Annotated in this window: 13 protein-coding genes; 12 read left to right on the plus strand and 1 reads right to left on the minus strand. The window is 50.0% G+C overall.

Annotation, left to right across the window (positions count from 1 at the left end):
• Window positions 1-183: 183 nt before the first annotated feature.
• From FKV70_RS16885 to FKV70_RS16895, 3 genes are read left to right on the plus strand one after another with little or no spacing between them, the layout of a single operon-like run.
• Entirely contained in the window at window positions 184-1065 is an 882-nt protein-coding gene (locus FKV70_RS16885; RefSeq protein WP_142613566.1) for a carbohydrate ABC transporter permease, read from the plus strand.
• Window positions 1066-1902 (plus strand): carbohydrate ABC transporter permease, encoded by an 837-nt coding sequence (locus FKV70_RS16890; protein ID WP_142613567.1) that lies wholly within the window; start codon window positions 1066-1068, stop codon window positions 1900-1902.
• Window positions 1903-1949: 47 nt separating this feature from the next.
• Window positions 1950-3245, plus strand: coding sequence for an ABC transporter substrate-binding protein (locus tag FKV70_RS16895; RefSeq protein ID WP_142613568.1), 1296 nt, complete (start codon window positions 1950-1952; stop codon window positions 3243-3245).
• 82 nt (window positions 3246-3327) lie between these two features.
• Here the strand turns inward: FKV70_RS16895 and FKV70_RS16900 are convergent, their stop codons facing one another.
• Window positions 3328-3867, minus strand: a complete 540-nt coding sequence (locus tag FKV70_RS16900) for a dihydrofolate reductase family protein (RefSeq protein ID WP_142613569.1) — start codon at window positions 3865-3867, stop codon at window positions 3328-3330.
• 103 nt (window positions 3868-3970) lie between these two features.
• Here FKV70_RS16900 and FKV70_RS16905 point away from each other — a divergent pair, with 103 nt between their 5' ends.
• From FKV70_RS16905 to FKV70_RS16945, 9 genes are all read left to right on the plus strand, one after another.
• Window positions 3971-4903, plus strand: a complete 933-nt coding sequence (locus FKV70_RS16905; protein ID WP_142613570.1) for a helix-turn-helix transcriptional regulator — start codon at window positions 3971-3973, stop codon at window positions 4901-4903.
• Window positions 4904-5081: 178 nt separating this feature from the next.
• Complete coding sequence (locus tag FKV70_RS16910; RefSeq protein WP_142613571.1) at window positions 5082-8207, plus strand: DEAD/DEAH box helicase; 3126 nt, start codon at window positions 5082-5084, stop codon at window positions 8205-8207.
• A 20-nt stretch (window positions 8208-8227) separates the two neighbouring features.
• The gene (locus FKV70_RS16915; RefSeq protein ID WP_142613572.1) at window positions 8228-8953 is read left to right on the plus strand and encodes a phosphoribosylglycinamide synthetase; all 726 of its coding nucleotides are present in this window, start codon (window positions 8228-8230) and stop codon (window positions 8951-8953) included.
• A 151-nt stretch (window positions 8954-9104) separates the two neighbouring features.
• A complete protein-coding gene (locus FKV70_RS16920) occupies window positions 9105-10010 on the plus strand; it encodes a M15 family metallopeptidase (protein ID WP_142613573.1) in 906 nt (301 codons plus the stop codon).
• A gap of 353 nt (window positions 10011-10363) precedes the next feature.
• Window positions 10364-10657, plus strand: a complete 294-nt coding sequence (locus FKV70_RS16925) for a hypothetical protein (RefSeq protein WP_244310769.1) — start codon at window positions 10364-10366, stop codon at window positions 10655-10657.
• Window positions 10657-10992 (plus strand): hypothetical protein, encoded by a 336-nt coding sequence (locus FKV70_RS16930; RefSeq protein ID WP_063211882.1) that lies wholly within the window; start codon window positions 10657-10659, stop codon window positions 10990-10992. The genes FKV70_RS16925 and FKV70_RS16930 overlap by 1 nt, the downstream gene beginning before the upstream one ends.
• A gap of 1 nt (window position 10993) precedes the next feature.
• Window positions 10994-12427, plus strand: coding sequence for a glutathionylspermidine synthase family protein (locus tag FKV70_RS16935; protein ID WP_142613574.1), 1434 nt, complete (start codon window positions 10994-10996; stop codon window positions 12425-12427).
• A gap of 76 nt (window positions 12428-12503) precedes the next feature.
• The gene (locus tag FKV70_RS16940; RefSeq protein ID WP_063211878.1) at window positions 12504-12917 is read left to right on the plus strand and encodes a DUF350 domain-containing protein; all 414 of its coding nucleotides are present in this window, start codon (window positions 12504-12506) and stop codon (window positions 12915-12917) included.
• 243 nt (window positions 12918-13160) lie between these two features.
• Entirely contained in the window at window positions 13161-14237 is a 1077-nt protein-coding gene (locus tag FKV70_RS16945; protein WP_142613575.1) for a Gfo/Idh/MocA family protein, read from the plus strand.
• Window positions 14238-14283 lie beyond the last annotated feature (46 nt).

Raw genomic sequence — 14283 nt, forward strand, 5'->3', positions numbered from 1 at the left:
GGCAAAGCAGAGGTCAATATTTTCCCCCTTAATGGTTCACGATCTTGCGTGTTCTCCAGAGCGCTAATTCGACATAATGAACATGTGAATTGCATATCCATACGGGTTCAGCGTCCACACTGCTTTCAAGGATGCCGTAGGGGAGCGTTCCAGACACCAAAGACTACAAAGGGGGGGATCGGTTTGAATCGTGCCAAGTCGTCGCAATGGCTCCAACAATGGATTTTTGTAGGGCCGTCGACGTTATTTTTCGTTATCATTATTGTAATCCCTTTCATGCTAGGAATGTACTATTCTTTTACGGAGTGGAACGGGGTAGCCAATCAGGCCAAGTGGGTTGGGCTGGATAATTTCAGTCACATCTTATTTAACGACGACAAATTCGGGACAGCGTTCTGGTTTACCGTCCGTTTTACGGTGATTGGAGTGGTAGCTGCCAATATTTTTGGTTTTCTGCTAGCGTATTTTCTAACCAAGCCGCTAAAAACAAAAAATGTACTTCGAACTATTTTTTTCATGCCTAATGTGATCGGAGGTCTGTTGCTCGGGTTTATCTGGCAGTTTATTTTCGTCAAGGGATTTGCTGCGATCGGAGAGAGCACGGGGTTGTCCTTCTTCAACCTGCCCTGGCTGGGAGATGAGATTACGGCCTTCTGGGGCATTGTGATCGTGTTTATCTGGCAAACAGCAGGATATTTAATGGTGATTTATATCTCTTCCCTAACCAATGTGCCCCGGGATATGCTGGAGGCAGCCGAGATTGACGGAGCGAGCCGAATGCAAATCTTGCGGTCGATTATATTGCCTTTGATCATGCCCGCCATTACGGTATGTCTCTTCCTGGCGATATCGTGGTCGTTTAAAATGTTCGATCTCAATTTGTCCTTGACCAAGGGCGGTCCCTTTGGTTCTACAGAGTCAGTGGCACTCAATATATACAATGAAGCGTTTGTCAATAATCGTTATGGGCTGGGGACGGCTAAAGCACTTATTTTCTTCATTATTGTTGCACTTGTTACGAGCCTTCAGGTACGCCTGACGAAAAGCCGGGAGGTGGAATCGTAAATGGAAACAAGCAATCGCTACCGTATTGGAACATGGGCGACCGAATTGGTGATGATTCTCGTAGCATTGTTATTCCTCGTCCCGTTTTACTTTTTGTTCGTGAATTCGGTCAAAAGCTTTGGTGACCTGCTGACCGATTCTGCAGCCTGGCCACAAGCTTTTGTATGGAGCAACTATGCTAGAGCCTGGAGCATCACACGTTTTCCTGAAGCGTTGTGGAACTCACTCGTAGTTACGGTGGTCAGCAATCTGCTGCTGGTACTGATTAGCTCAATGGCTGCCTACCGAATGGTTCGGCGTCCAACACGCTACAATCGTGTGCTGTTCAGCCTGTTCGTGGCTGCGATGGTCATTCCTTTCCAATCGGTGATGATTCCTTTGGTTAAGGTTGTAAGCACGCTGGATTTAATGAACAGTATTAGTGGTCTCGTGATCTGTTATCTGGGATTCGGGGCTCCTATGTCGATCTTTCTCTTTCACGGATTCGTCAAAGGTGTGCCGGTTGAGGTGGAAGAAGCAGCTACAGTGGACGGTTGCACGCCTTACGGGGTGTTTTTCCGGATTGTCTATCCGTTGATGCTGCCTATGATGGTAACGGTTATTATTTTGAATACACTCTGGATCTGGAATGATTATCTACTGCCTTCTCTGGTACTGCAAAAAGCTGAATTGCGCACCATTCCGATTGCAACCTATGCCTTTTTCGGACAATATACGAAGCAGTGGGATCTGGCTTTACCTGCTCTGGTACTCGGCATCCTGCCAGTCATCGCATTCTTTCTGGCTATGCAAAAATATATTATACAAGGGATTATGGCAGGTTCGGTTAAAGGTTGAGTGTTGAGTATGGTGCTATGAAACCTAGAATAGAAAGGAACATCAAAATGAAAACGCATACTTTTAAAAAGAAAGCCCAAGCACTAATTTTGCTTTTTGCAGCCTTTGCTCTGGTTTTGGCGGGGTGTAACAGCAGTGGTGGACAAAAAGCAAGCAATGAGGAAGTAAAGGAAAAAACCATTCACATTTTTCAGTTCAAGGTAGAAATTGCAGAAGCGCTAAATCGCATGAAAGGAGAATATGAAGCGACTCACCCGGGAATCAAGCTCGACATTCAGACTGTAGGCGGAGGCAGTGACTATGGGGCAGCGTTGAAGGCCAAGTTTGCCTCTGGCGAACAGCCGGATGTTTTTAACGTCGGCGGTTATCGTGAGCTGGATACGTGGCTGGAATATTTGGAAGACCTGTCCGATCAGCCTTGGGTCGGTGATGTGGTCGATGTCGCTAAAGAACCGATGACCAAGGATGGCAAGCTATATGGTCAGCCGATGAATCTGGAGGGGTACGGCTTTATTTACAACAAGGACTTGTTCAAAAAGGCTGGAATCACCGAGCCTCCTAAAACGCTGTCCGAGCTGGAGGCTGCTGCGCAAAAGCTGCAAGCTGCAGGGATCACACCTTTTTCCAATGGATACCAGGAGTTTTGGGTGCTGGGCAATCATTTGCTGAACGTGGCATTTGCTAATCAGCCAGATCCGTCCGGCTTCGTCAAGGGACTGAATGATGGAACAGCCAAAATTCCGGGCAATGCTGTATTCGCCGAGTGGATTAAGCTGCTTGATCTGACGCTCAAGTATGGCAATGCGAAGCCGCTCACGACCGATTACAATACGCAGGTAACGAATTTTGCCACTGGCAAGGCTGCCATGATGCAGCAAGGGAACTGGACTCAAGTCCAAATTGACGGAATTAATCCGAAGTTGAATTTGGGTATTTTGCCTATGCCGATTGGTGAAGATCCAGCAGCGGGAGATAAGCTGTTTGTAGGGGTAGCCAATAACTGGGTAGTTAATAAAAATTCGTCTGTCAAAGCCGAGGCGAAAGAGTTCTTAAACTGGATGGTGACATCCGAGCAAGGGAAAAAGTACATCACTAAGGAATTTAAGTTCATTCCAGCGTTCAAGAGCATCAAGGGCGACGAGGCTGATATGGGTCAATTGGGTGCCGAAGTCGTGAAATACAGCCAGGAAAATAAACTGCTGGGCTGGTTCTTCAGCCGCTATCCTGAAGGAGCACAGCAGGAATTCGGAAGTGAGATGCAGGCCTATGTGGCAGGTAAATCGGATGCCGGGAAGCTGTTCGAGGACTTCCAGAGAACATGGGATAATTTAAAGACCAAATAATGAAATGAAATACACAGAAGAGCCTTCGCATGTCAGGGAGATACATGGTCCTGAGCATACGAAGGCTTTTCGGCAAACATAACTATAAATGATAATGAAGTAGAACAATATCCCCGCGGCGTTCTATTTCCTGGAGTTCAAATGTGCTTGGCAGTGTTCCTTCTGGAAATAAGGGGATTCCTTGTCCAAGCACTTTGGGAATAATCGCAATGATCGCCTTTTCTAGCAGTCCAGCCTGCATGAAAGCCTGAACTAGCTGGCCTCCACCTACTAACCATACCAAACCCTCGGATTGTTTTTGTAGACGTGGAACCAGTTCAGACAGAGCTTCGTCCGTAAATGTAACATGGGGTGCCTGCTGTTGCTCCGTCATTGACCGGGTGAGTACATAACACGGCTTTCCGGCATAAGGAAAGTCAGCCGATAGCTTTAATACTTCTTCATACGTCAGCCTGCCCATCAGTACCGTGCCTACAGTGTCGTAAAAGTCGGCATATCCATTGTCGCCACCATCCCCTTTGACATCAAACAGCCAGTCCACCGAGCCATCCGGCAATGCGATATACCCGTCGAGACTCATGGCGATATACAACACCACTTCATTAGATTTCAAATCCTTCATTGATTCATCACTCCTTTCTATCTCTATGTTACAATCTATTTATGACATACTTTGTCGTAGTTAAATCATTGTTTAAACTTTATTTTTATTAGAGGAGCATCCTATGAACGAACGCAGAATTGCTCTTATGAGGATACTGGATTCCCGAAAAAAATATACGGCGCGTGAGTTGGCCGAACGTTTTGGCGTTTCCATCAGAACGATACAAAGAGATCTCGATTATCTGCAGCAAACCGGGTTGCCCCTGTATACCGAGACGGGCCCTCATGGCGGATACCGGGCACTTCCCAATCGGCTCCTTCCTCCCCTTCATCTTGCGCGCGACGAAGCTCTGGGTCTTTTTCTCATGCTGCAACTGCTGGAAAATATCCCGGATATCCCTTTTGGATCGGTTCGTAGACATTTGTCCGAGCATTATTATGCCGAGCTTCCTCAGGATGTACAGGGCAACATTAACCAGCTAAAGGATTACATTTCTTTTCGCATGATGCCCACTCACGTAGACGCACCCCACACTTCGCCCATTTTGGAGGCTGCGCTGAATAAGCGCAGGGTGAACATGCACTACCGCTCTGCTTCCGGGGCAAAGTGGACCCAGGTATATCCGATTGGGCTTTACTTTGATCACGGCTATTGGTATATGCCAGCGCATAGTAGAGACCGCATTATTCTGTACCGTTCAGATCGGGTGATTAACATAACCATGCTAGATGAAACTCTGGATAGCCTTCCTACCCTTCAAGAGTGGTTGGCTTCAGAAGATTCCCGTGTTGGGATCCCGTCGAAAATAAGATTTACCGCCTTGGGTGCCAGGCTGGCCGAATCAGACGCCCTCTTCCACAATGTCTCCCATCAGGAAGGGCTAGGTCAAGAATGGCAGGGACATATCCCTGTTGAAGAGTTTAGGTATGTATCCAGACTTTTGCTAAAATACGGGCCTGAGGCCGAGGTCGTATATCCGAAAGAACTGCGTACACTGGTCAGGGAATTGCTGCAAGACAGTCTGAATCCTTATTTAGAGGATGACGAAGAATAGGAGGGAGTGTCCATCGCATTTCCATATATTTCGGTTCCTCTATTTATAGTTAATCACATGAATATTTAAGGTTATTAACATATGACTTTCCAATTATTTTTGTGATAAAGTTTTGAAAAGAGCCCGTTTTCGTATATGATGAAGAGTAATAATTCAAAAGGCTGGACGGGAGACAGATATGAATCAACCGCTTTATGGAATATGGCTCGGTGATGTGTTTTTTTGCTTTTCTGGTGAGACGTCGGAACCACGTATTGATGCGTGGAGCAGTGTGATCCGCAGGCTGACGCTAAAGGGAGACCTTCGACCGTTTCGGCAGGCTGCGTTGCGTCTTGCCGAGGTGCGGATACCTAACAATGCTCGCGTGGAAACCGCGGGCAGAGGCGGCAAGAGACGCTCCATGCTGGGGCGTACGCTGGAGGGTCTGGCACTGGAACCTCGCGAGACGATGGCTCTGCTGACCCGCATGGACGAGAAGGGCTGTGCGGCATCGGGCATTACGCTCGGCGAGGAAATGCAATATTGGCAAAAGGCTGCCTATTTTGCACTGGAACTAATGCAGCGGGGCGAAATTGCGCCATCGCTTACAGAGGCGCGTCCGTCCGGACCGCGCCGCCGCGGTCCAGATGCGGCGGTAGGGGTGTGGGTTCCTCGGCTTCGCGAAGAGGAGGACATCCGCCGCTTTCATGAGCTGGCAGCTGCAATGCCAGCTGTTTGTATGGCAGCTCCGGCCGTTTTTGCGGGCAAGGAGCCAGAAACACGTGAGGATGCAGCTGGAATGGTGCTGTATTCCTTCTTGTGTGCGGTCGTCCATGCCGAAACGACCGCAGTGCTGACAGCGTCAGATCGTGAGCTGGGACGATATCGGGCAGAGTATCGGCGCGGAGGATCGCCACTGGCGGAGCTGTGGTGGAACAGTCTGTTGACAGGCTCGCGCCAGGTTGCGATACAGGGAACGCCCGCTGAGATGGAGGAGCTGGTTCTTCAAGCGTCCTCTCTTAAGGGGAGCACGATGCCTGTCACGGAACGGGAAGCCAGGGAGCCCATTGAAGGGCAATTGCGTCTGTGCCTTCGTTTGGAGCCTTCTCTGGAAGAGAGCATCCAGGAATGGCGCATTACCTTTTGGGCAGAAAGCGATGCTGAGCCTGGATTGCGACTGCCTGCTCTGGCACTCTGGGCGTATCCTGAACGTGATCTGGTTCGCGGTGAAATTGTATACCGTCAAGTACAGGCACAACTGCTGACGAGGCTCGGACAGGCGGCTGAAGCGGCACCTATCATGCAGGAAGCATTGAATCGCCCTTATCCCGAGGGGCTGACTATGGAGCCGGAGATGTTCTTTCGCTTCCTGACGGAAGCCGTGCCGGCGTTACAAAAGAACGGTATCACTGTGCAGATGCCTTCACGCTGGAGCCGGGAGGGGCGAAGACGTGCAGGCTTGCGACTTAAAATGCGCTCGACAGAGCAGGGGGCCAAGCCAGATGGGGTGATTGCCGATACATCGTCCGTTGGCATTAACCGCATGATTTCGTTTGAGGCCGAGGCTGTGCTGGGGGATACGATCCTGACGATGGAGGAGCTGGAAAGCATCGTCGCGGCCAATTTGCCATATGTACGTCTCGGAGGCGAATGGATCGAGGTAGATCCCAAGGAAATTCGCCAGGTGCTGCGTTTTATCAAGCGCGGAGAAAACGGTGAAATGAGCTTGTCTGAATGGATGCATCTGGCTGCGGAAAATGAAAGTGCAGGCGAGGCCTCGTGGAAGGGCCTGTCCATCTTTGGCGCGGAATCCGCCGGATTGCTCGCGTCTTTGGCTGAGGGCGGAGTGCTCCGTTCCGTAGAACCGCGGCCTGTGCCGGAAACGCTGCATGGTGCGCTACGGCCCTATCAGGAGCGCGGTTTTCAATGGCTGGCTGCGATGCGAGGATTGGGCTTTGGTGTCTGTCTTGCGGACGACATGGGTCTGGGTAAGACGATTCAGGTTATTACCTGCCTGCTCGATGGCGGCATCGGCGCAGATGATCAGCGTCCGGCGTTAATAATCTGTCCGACGTCCTTGCTTGGCAACTGGCAGCGGGAGTTGAAGCGTTTTTCGCCGGATTTATCGCTGTATATTCACCATGGCAACCAGCGACTTCACGGCGAGCTGTTTCAGGAAAGTGTACGAGAGTATGATATCGTCCTCACTACCTATCATTTGGCGGGCCGGGACGGCAGTGATTTGTCTGCGGTCCACTGGTCTTCCATCGTGTTGGATGAGGCGCAATATATAAAAAATGCACGCACAAAGCAGGCACAAAGCGTCATGAAGCTGTCTGCACCACATCGGATTGCCATGACGGGGACGCCGGTAGAGAATCGGTTAAGCGAGCTGTGGTCTATTTTTCAGTTTTTGAATCCAGGGTATCTCGGTACGGCATCTTCATTCCGCCAGCGGTACAGTCTGGCAGGAGAGGAGCGAGGGTCCGCGTTGCGTGAGCTTCATCGCCTCGTCTCCCCGTTCATGCTGCGTCGGCTCAAAAGCGACCCGGATATCCGCAAGGATCTGCCAGAGAAGCTTGAGTTGAAGTCCTATTGTGTACTGACACCAGAGCAGGCCGGATTATACCGTGGCGTGGTAGACCAACTGTTGGGCACACTGGACGGGCAGGTCGGTATGGCCCGCAAAGGGCTTGTTCTGTCTTCACTCACCAAGTTAAAGCAAATCTGTGACCATCCAGGGTTGATCATCCCGGGCCGTGCTGACAGCAGTAAAGCTGAAAATTCAGGTAAAATGGAGCGATTGCTGGAGCTGGTAGAAACCATTCGCGAGAACGACGAATCGGCGCTGATTTTCACCCAATATGTGTCGATGGGAGAATTGTTGGTATCCCGTTTGGCTAAGATTTTGGGAGAGGAGCCGTATTTCCTGCATGGAGGGCTGGCGAAAACCAGACGGGACGAAATTGTCCACAATTTCCAGCAGGGAAAAGGACCGAATATATTTGTACTTTCCCTGCGTGCAGGTGGCGTGGGTCTAAACCTGACGCGTGCCAGCCATGTCATTCACTATGACCGCTGGTGGAATCCTGCGGTCGAAAATCAGGCAACAGACCGGGTGTTCCGTATCGGTCAAAGCCGCAATGTACAAGTGCACAAGCTGATTTGCCAAGGGACACTGGAGGAGCGGATCGACGAGCTGATTGAGAGCAAAAAGGCGCTCTCTGAGCAGGTTGTCGGCTCTGGGGAACATTGGCTCACCGAAATGTCTGATGATGAACTGCGTGGTCTGATTGCGCTGCAAAATGACGTATGGATCGAGTGAGCAGAGAAAGGATGAAGGCGATGACGAGACCGCAAGTGAAGCTGAAAGTAACTGACGGTCGATGGATCGTGGAATTAGACGGCAACGGGCTGGTAGACGAATCGACGGGTGTACCTTTCGCACATCCCGTCCAATGGACTGGTCCAGTACCTGTACTAAGTCTGGAGCAGCGAGAGGCATGGCTGGAGCAGCTAAAAGCGGAGCCCTTGGACATCTACCGTTTTCTGCAAGGGAAAACCTGTCTGTCGCTCGATGAGATTGTTCAGCTAGCAGCTGAGGCAGCCATTTCCGCCAGCGAGGATGGTATAGGTACAGTCGAAGATGTAAAGAAAGCTCTGCAGACCGGGCTGGAAAACGAGCCACAACACTGTCCAGCGTTGATCGGAATGACGCAGGAAGAGCTGTTGGAGTACGTGTTTAGTGCTTGGGCTGGAGAGTTATCCCATATACAGAGAACATCGCCCGCGCTTGAGTCTACTTCACGCCCGGAGGGCGGACGCAGTGGATCGGCAGCAATTAGCGAATGGATTGCAGAATCCGCAGCGGAAGGAGCACTGCATCGTCCCGGAGCAGGCTTTCATGCTATTGAGATCCGTCTGCCGCAAAAACTTGCTTCCAAAAAGGAAACCGATATCACGTCCTTGCTGCCGGGATTACCTCGTGCCGAAGAAGCATTGAAACTCATACGTGAACGGGTAGCCGAACGAGCTCGGGCTGCAATTCCGCAAAAACGTCATAATCCGTAATAATTCGGGTATATGCTTTCTTTTTCGAGTCTGTTCACCTTCATTGGATAGGATAACAGCTTCGAAGAGTGTCCAAAGTTCAGTTACAATGGGGGAACGGAAAAGTCACTGCAAGTCATGTATCAATTGCAATATTGGAGGAGATACCAGCATGAAACGACATATACAACAGACGCGCACATCTCAGCGATGGACCAAAGCGCTCATTCCCGGGCTAATCTTGCCTGGGCTATTGTTGGCTGCTTGCCAGCAAGGGGGATCAGGTGGCCAGGAAAGTGAGCCATTAAAGTCATCCACAGCGGCACAGGAGAATGTACAACCTTCCACCCAGACGGACGCAGGAAATGCCAGCACTAGCGCTGGACAAGCCTCTGCGGGTACAGCAAGCGGACAGGCTGACTCCGTGATGGCGTTGCGAAGTCAAAGTGCACTGCAAGCCACAGTTAAGGAAGAGGATGGAACGGCGGTTGTCACTAATGCGACTTCCGATACAGTCGTTGTAAACAAAAAGCGCAGTTTGCCTGTGGGCTATGTCCCGGATGACCTGGTGGAGCCGCAGGTGCCTTTTTCCTTCGAGGGGCCGCATGAGAAACGGCATTTGCGTAAGGAAGCGGCAGAGGCACTGGAGAAACTGTTTGACGGTGCGAAAAAGGATGGCATTGAGCTGCGTGCGGTATCGGGATACCGGTCCTATAAGCGTCAGGTGTCTATTTTCAACAACAATGTAAAGACAAAGGGGCAGGAATATGCCTCTAAGGTCAGCGCCGTACCGGGGACGAGCGAGCATCAGACAGGATTATCCATTGACGTATCCAGCCCCAGCGTAGGCAATGAGCTGGAGCAATCCTTTGGAGCCTCCAAGGAAGGCAAATGGCTGGAAGAACATGCACCGGAATACGGATTTGTTATTCGTTATATGAAGGGTAAAGAAGATGTGACCGGCTATGTGTACGAGCCTTGGCATATCCGTTATGTGGGAGTAGACATTGCAGAGGATGTAGCCAAGCAGGGGCTGACACTGGAGGAATATTTCGACGAAAACAATATTAAACTGTAATTGCTACAACCAAGCCGTAATCCTGGGGATTGCGGCTTTTTTGTCTTATTTTTCTTCCAAATTGAACCTTTTCAAGGTAGAATCGCGTATAGTGAACGACGGCAGAAGCTTGGATTTATAGCAAACCTCATGACAGAAGCGTACAGGAAGGGAAGGGAATCATCATTTATTATTCATTAACGTATCGCGAATGGTCAGAAGACACTCAAGAGGAACTGCGTAGCCTGACACGGGAATCCGTATCGGGAGATGAGCTGTTCCTGCGCAAGCTTGTAGACGCTACGCGTCTCCATGACAAACTATGGGCGCATATCTCGAATGAAAGTGAAGAGCATACGGATCATTCCATCTATGTGACCGAATTTACAGGGGAACGTGCACAGCCTTACGGTGCATCGATCACGGATCTCGTGCTGGCTAGTGAGGGAGGCTACACGTCCACATTCAGTGCATTGTACTGGGTATGGCATGAGCCTGCGTTCCGCAGTACGGATCAGCGGGAAGGCTCGATATTTACCTTGGAGCTGGCCCAACGACTATTGGATCACTATACGGTCTTGGGTGGCAAAACATACGAGTTCATCTATTCGGTGCTGGACCCTCAGTTGAAAAAGGTGCATTTGTTTGTGAAGGAGGTCGATCTGTAATGGAGCATTCTTGGGAAGCCATGAAATCCAAGCCCGGTTCTCGTGCACGGATGGCGGCCTTTGCCCTGATGCTGGCTGTCCCGGCCGCTCTGACGGGTTGCGGTGACGACGAGTATTATGACTGCGACGAGCTCCCTGTATCGGAGCAAACGGCCTGTCGGGATTCAGGCAGCAGCGGGTATTATTATGGCGGATCGACCTATTATAATGGAGGCTCCTCATATCATAGCAGTCGTTCTTCCAGTTCTTATCGCAAAAGCTCGTCCTCATCTTCCAGCTCACACAGTGGTTTTGGCAGCAGCGGCTCACACAGCGGCTTTTTTTCTGGGGGTTAAGATGAGCATGCGTACAATTCGGCAATTACCTTATGAACATGACGAGCTTTTTAAGGATGAAATCAGCCGTATGATTCCGTATCATCGCATGTACGGCAAGTCCTATTGCGTGCCCGCCTTAACGGTGTATCGGGACAGCGAGCTGGCAGAGCTTCAGGCTGCTTCCGAGGCGGTACATCGTATTTATCGCAAGGTCCAGCAATTCATCCAGCGCTATATGCCGGATGAATATCTGGTGGAGCGATTGGGGATTCATCCGGGCTTGCTGCGTGCTGCACGGATGGAGGCCGCGCCAGATGGCATAACCCGTCAGGACTGGATTGTGGGGGAAGCGGGGATCAAATGCATTGAGAATAACACCGATACTCCAACCGGGATTCCAGAGGTGGCTTATCTCGAAGGAAAGCTGTTGGAAGCGCTGCGTAGTGAGGGAATGTCAGAGACTGACATGAGTCTACATGGCCCTTCCTCTGGAATGGATGAGGCGATTCAGTCTGCCTTGACGGAGCTCATTCATTTTTATAGCCGTAAGGGCTTAGGGACAAAGGTGTATTTCACTTGCTATGATTGGCATGTCGAGGATCAGACAAATACCAAATATATTATGCGTTTATGTGAACAAGCCGGGTTTGAAGTGGTTTATGCGCCATTGGAAGAACTGGAAATTATCCCAAATGAAGGATTGTATCACCGGGGAGAGCAGATTCACATCCTCTATCGCCTGTATCCGCTGGAATATCTGATTGAAGATCGGGAAGAAGACACAGGGCTTGAGGTGGGGCAGGCGCTAATGGATATGGTGGCAGACGGGAAAATAGGACTCATTAATCCACCGCAGCATATCATTACCCAGAGCAAAGGGTTCACCGCAACCGTATGGTCGCTGTACGAGCGCAATGAGCAGACACCAGCGTTCTGTGGCTTTCGTTTGTTTGACGACCGGGAGCTGGAGGTCATACGAACCTACCTGCTACCAACATATTTTGAACCATCTGTGTTTATGCAAACTAAAGAGCCTTATGTGGCCAAAGGCATATGGGGCCGAGAGGGAAAAGGGACACACTTGATCGAACACCCTGAATCCGAGGAGAGACTGAAAAGCGTTTCGGGAGTGGCCCAAAATGCGGAGGCTGACCAGCCTGATCTGCTGCATCAAGCTGATGCTCCACTGACGCCTGAACAGGAGGAAGCTGCACATATTGCCGCTTATTACGAGGGACAGCCCAAGATTTATCAGCGGCTGTGGCCCATGCAGAGTGCAGAGGTACAGACTGAGGAAGGGTTATTTCACGGTTATGTACTGACAGGCATATTCGTGATCGGAGGACGTTTTGCGGGAGTCCTGCCGCGAATCGGCGAGAAGGTAACAGGTGATATGGCCTACTATTGCGCGGCCGCCGTTGCCAACAAACCTTCTAATCCGCCCGCTGTATAATTTGAATTGCAAAATGTACAACATGCTGGACTTATCTGTCCCTATTCATTCACAAGTATCATAAGGAGGAAAAAAATTGGACTCTCATCTCAGTTTGGGCAACGCATTGGGCAATGTAGGCATCGGCCTGCTTATCTTGTTTGCCATTTTAATCGTAGGTTATTTTGTGTTCAGCTTGCTGACACGTTATAACGATAATCAGGAAATCGCACGTGGCAATGAAGCAGCAGGCATCTACATGGGTGCAAAGCTGCTAGGCCTGTGTATCATCGTGGGCATGGTGTCGTATAGCAGCCATTCATGGCTCGATATGCTGACCTGGTCGGCCGTGGGCATTGTAGTGTTGTGTCTGGTCTATATTATTTTTGATCTGGTGACACCGCGCACCAAGGTGTGCGAAGAAATTGCCAAAGGCAATGTGGCTCTGGCACAGCTGCTGCGCTCGATCATCATTGGGGTATCTTTTGTCGTAGGTACATTTTTGATGTAGTCGATAGGATGTAGTCGATATAAAGAAAGAGGTACAAAGGATCTGCAAAACCGGACAACGGAGCTGCAGATTCTTTTTTTATGGGAAATTATATTCACGGTCTAGTATCTGTCTGTAGAAGTAAAAGTTACGGCAATCACTTCTGGTGGGGACTATTCTACAAAGCTACGGGTGATACTGCATAGCAAAAAGGAATGTTTTACACATATCAAACCAAATTGTAGAGAAGGGAGTTCTGAACATATGGGTGCTTCTACTTCCCCAACCATCCCCATTCGGATGGGTATCATCGGCTTGGGCCTGATCGCTGAATATCACATCAGATCATTGAACCGTATGTCAGGGGTATCGATTGTGGCCGTTAGTGATGTCAACGTGAACCGCCTTCAAGCCATCGGAGAACAACTGCAACTGCCTGCTTCCAAGCGATATCCCCATTATGAAGCACTGATCCGTGACCCAGGGGTAGATGCGATTTTGTCGCTGACACCCAATGATGTGCATTTTGACATTATTCGGATTGCGCTGGAAGAACACAAAGCAGTACTGGCAGAAAAGCCATTGACCCTCACATGGGAGGAAACCGATCAGCTGGAAAGGCTGTATACCGCGAATCCAGTTCCTTTGCTGGTTCACTACAAGCATCGCTACGGCGCGGCCTTCCAATATACCAAGCAGCTGCTGGCAGAGCACAAACTGGGGAAAATATACAATATTCAATTCCGCTATCTGATGGATGCATTTTCACCGTATCGTCAGCATCCGTATACATGGCGACATAATTTAGCCAAGGCCGGCTCCGGAGTCGTGGGGGATACTGCCTCACACATTATTGATCTGGCCCGTTTTCTCGTTGGTGAATTTAAAAGCGTCGCGGCGCTGCTGCATATCATTACACCCGAGCGGTCTGATCCGGTCACGGGCCTGCCTGTAAAAGTGGACGTGGAAGATCTCGCCGCCTTCCATGGCATCATTGGCGATAATACCGTGGGTACCTTTATCACTCACAAAAATGCCATCGGCAAGCGTCACGATATCGAAGTGGATATTTACGGTGAGCTCGGTACGCTGCATGCCAGCCTTAATAATCCGGAAAGTATTCGTATCGTGCTGCGTGATCTGGAACATCCAGATGCCGAATACGAGACTTGGGCTGTTCCTGCAATCTATAATCATACAGCCGATGGCGACTTTATTAAACTGGCAAGGGGGGAGTTCGTAGATCGAGCCCCCTTGTTCGATGACGGATACAAGAATCAATGGGTACTTGAGAAAATTCTGCAATCCTGGAGAGAGAACGGACGCTTAGTAGAAGTGTAAGAGAATACGTAATCCTGTTTACAAAAGCCTGTTTGGCTTCCTGATA

The sequence above is a fragment of the Paenibacillus ottowii genome (genome assembly GCF_006874425.1).
Lineage (GTDB): Bacteria > Bacillota > Bacilli > Paenibacillales > Paenibacillaceae > Paenibacillus > Paenibacillus ottowii.

Bases quoted from the DNA above. Each gene is read 5' to 3' on its own strand.
- FKV70_RS16890 (WP_142613567.1), top strand. From the start codon at position 1,066: ATGGAAACAAGCAATCGCTACCGTATTGGAACATGGGCGACCGAATTG.
- FKV70_RS16895 (WP_142613568.1), top strand. From the start codon at position 1,950: ATGAAAACGCATACTTTTAAAAAGAAAGCCCAAGCACTAATTTTGCTT.
- FKV70_RS16900 (WP_142613569.1), bottom strand. From the start codon at position 3,867: ATGAAGGATTTGAAATCTAATGAAGTGGTGTTGTATATCGCCATGAGT.
- FKV70_RS16905 (WP_142613570.1), top strand. From the start codon at position 3,971: ATGAACGAACGCAGAATTGCTCTTATGAGGATACTGGATTCCCGAAAA.
- FKV70_RS16910 (WP_142613571.1), top strand. From the start codon at position 5,082: ATGAATCAACCGCTTTATGGAATATGGCTCGGTGATGTGTTTTTTTGC.
- FKV70_RS16915 (WP_142613572.1), top strand. From the start codon at position 8,228: ATGACGAGACCGCAAGTGAAGCTGAAAGTAACTGACGGTCGATGGATC.
- FKV70_RS16920 (WP_142613573.1), top strand. From the start codon at position 9,105: ATGAAACGACATATACAACAGACGCGCACATCTCAGCGATGGACCAAA.
- FKV70_RS16930 (WP_063211882.1), top strand. From the start codon at position 10,657: ATGGAGCATTCTTGGGAAGCCATGAAATCCAAGCCCGGTTCTCGTGCA.
- FKV70_RS16935 (WP_142613574.1), top strand. From the start codon at position 10,994: ATGAGCATGCGTACAATTCGGCAATTACCTTATGAACATGACGAGCTT.
- FKV70_RS16945 (WP_142613575.1), top strand. From the start codon at position 13,161: ATGGGTGCTTCTACTTCCCCAACCATCCCCATTCGGATGGGTATCATC.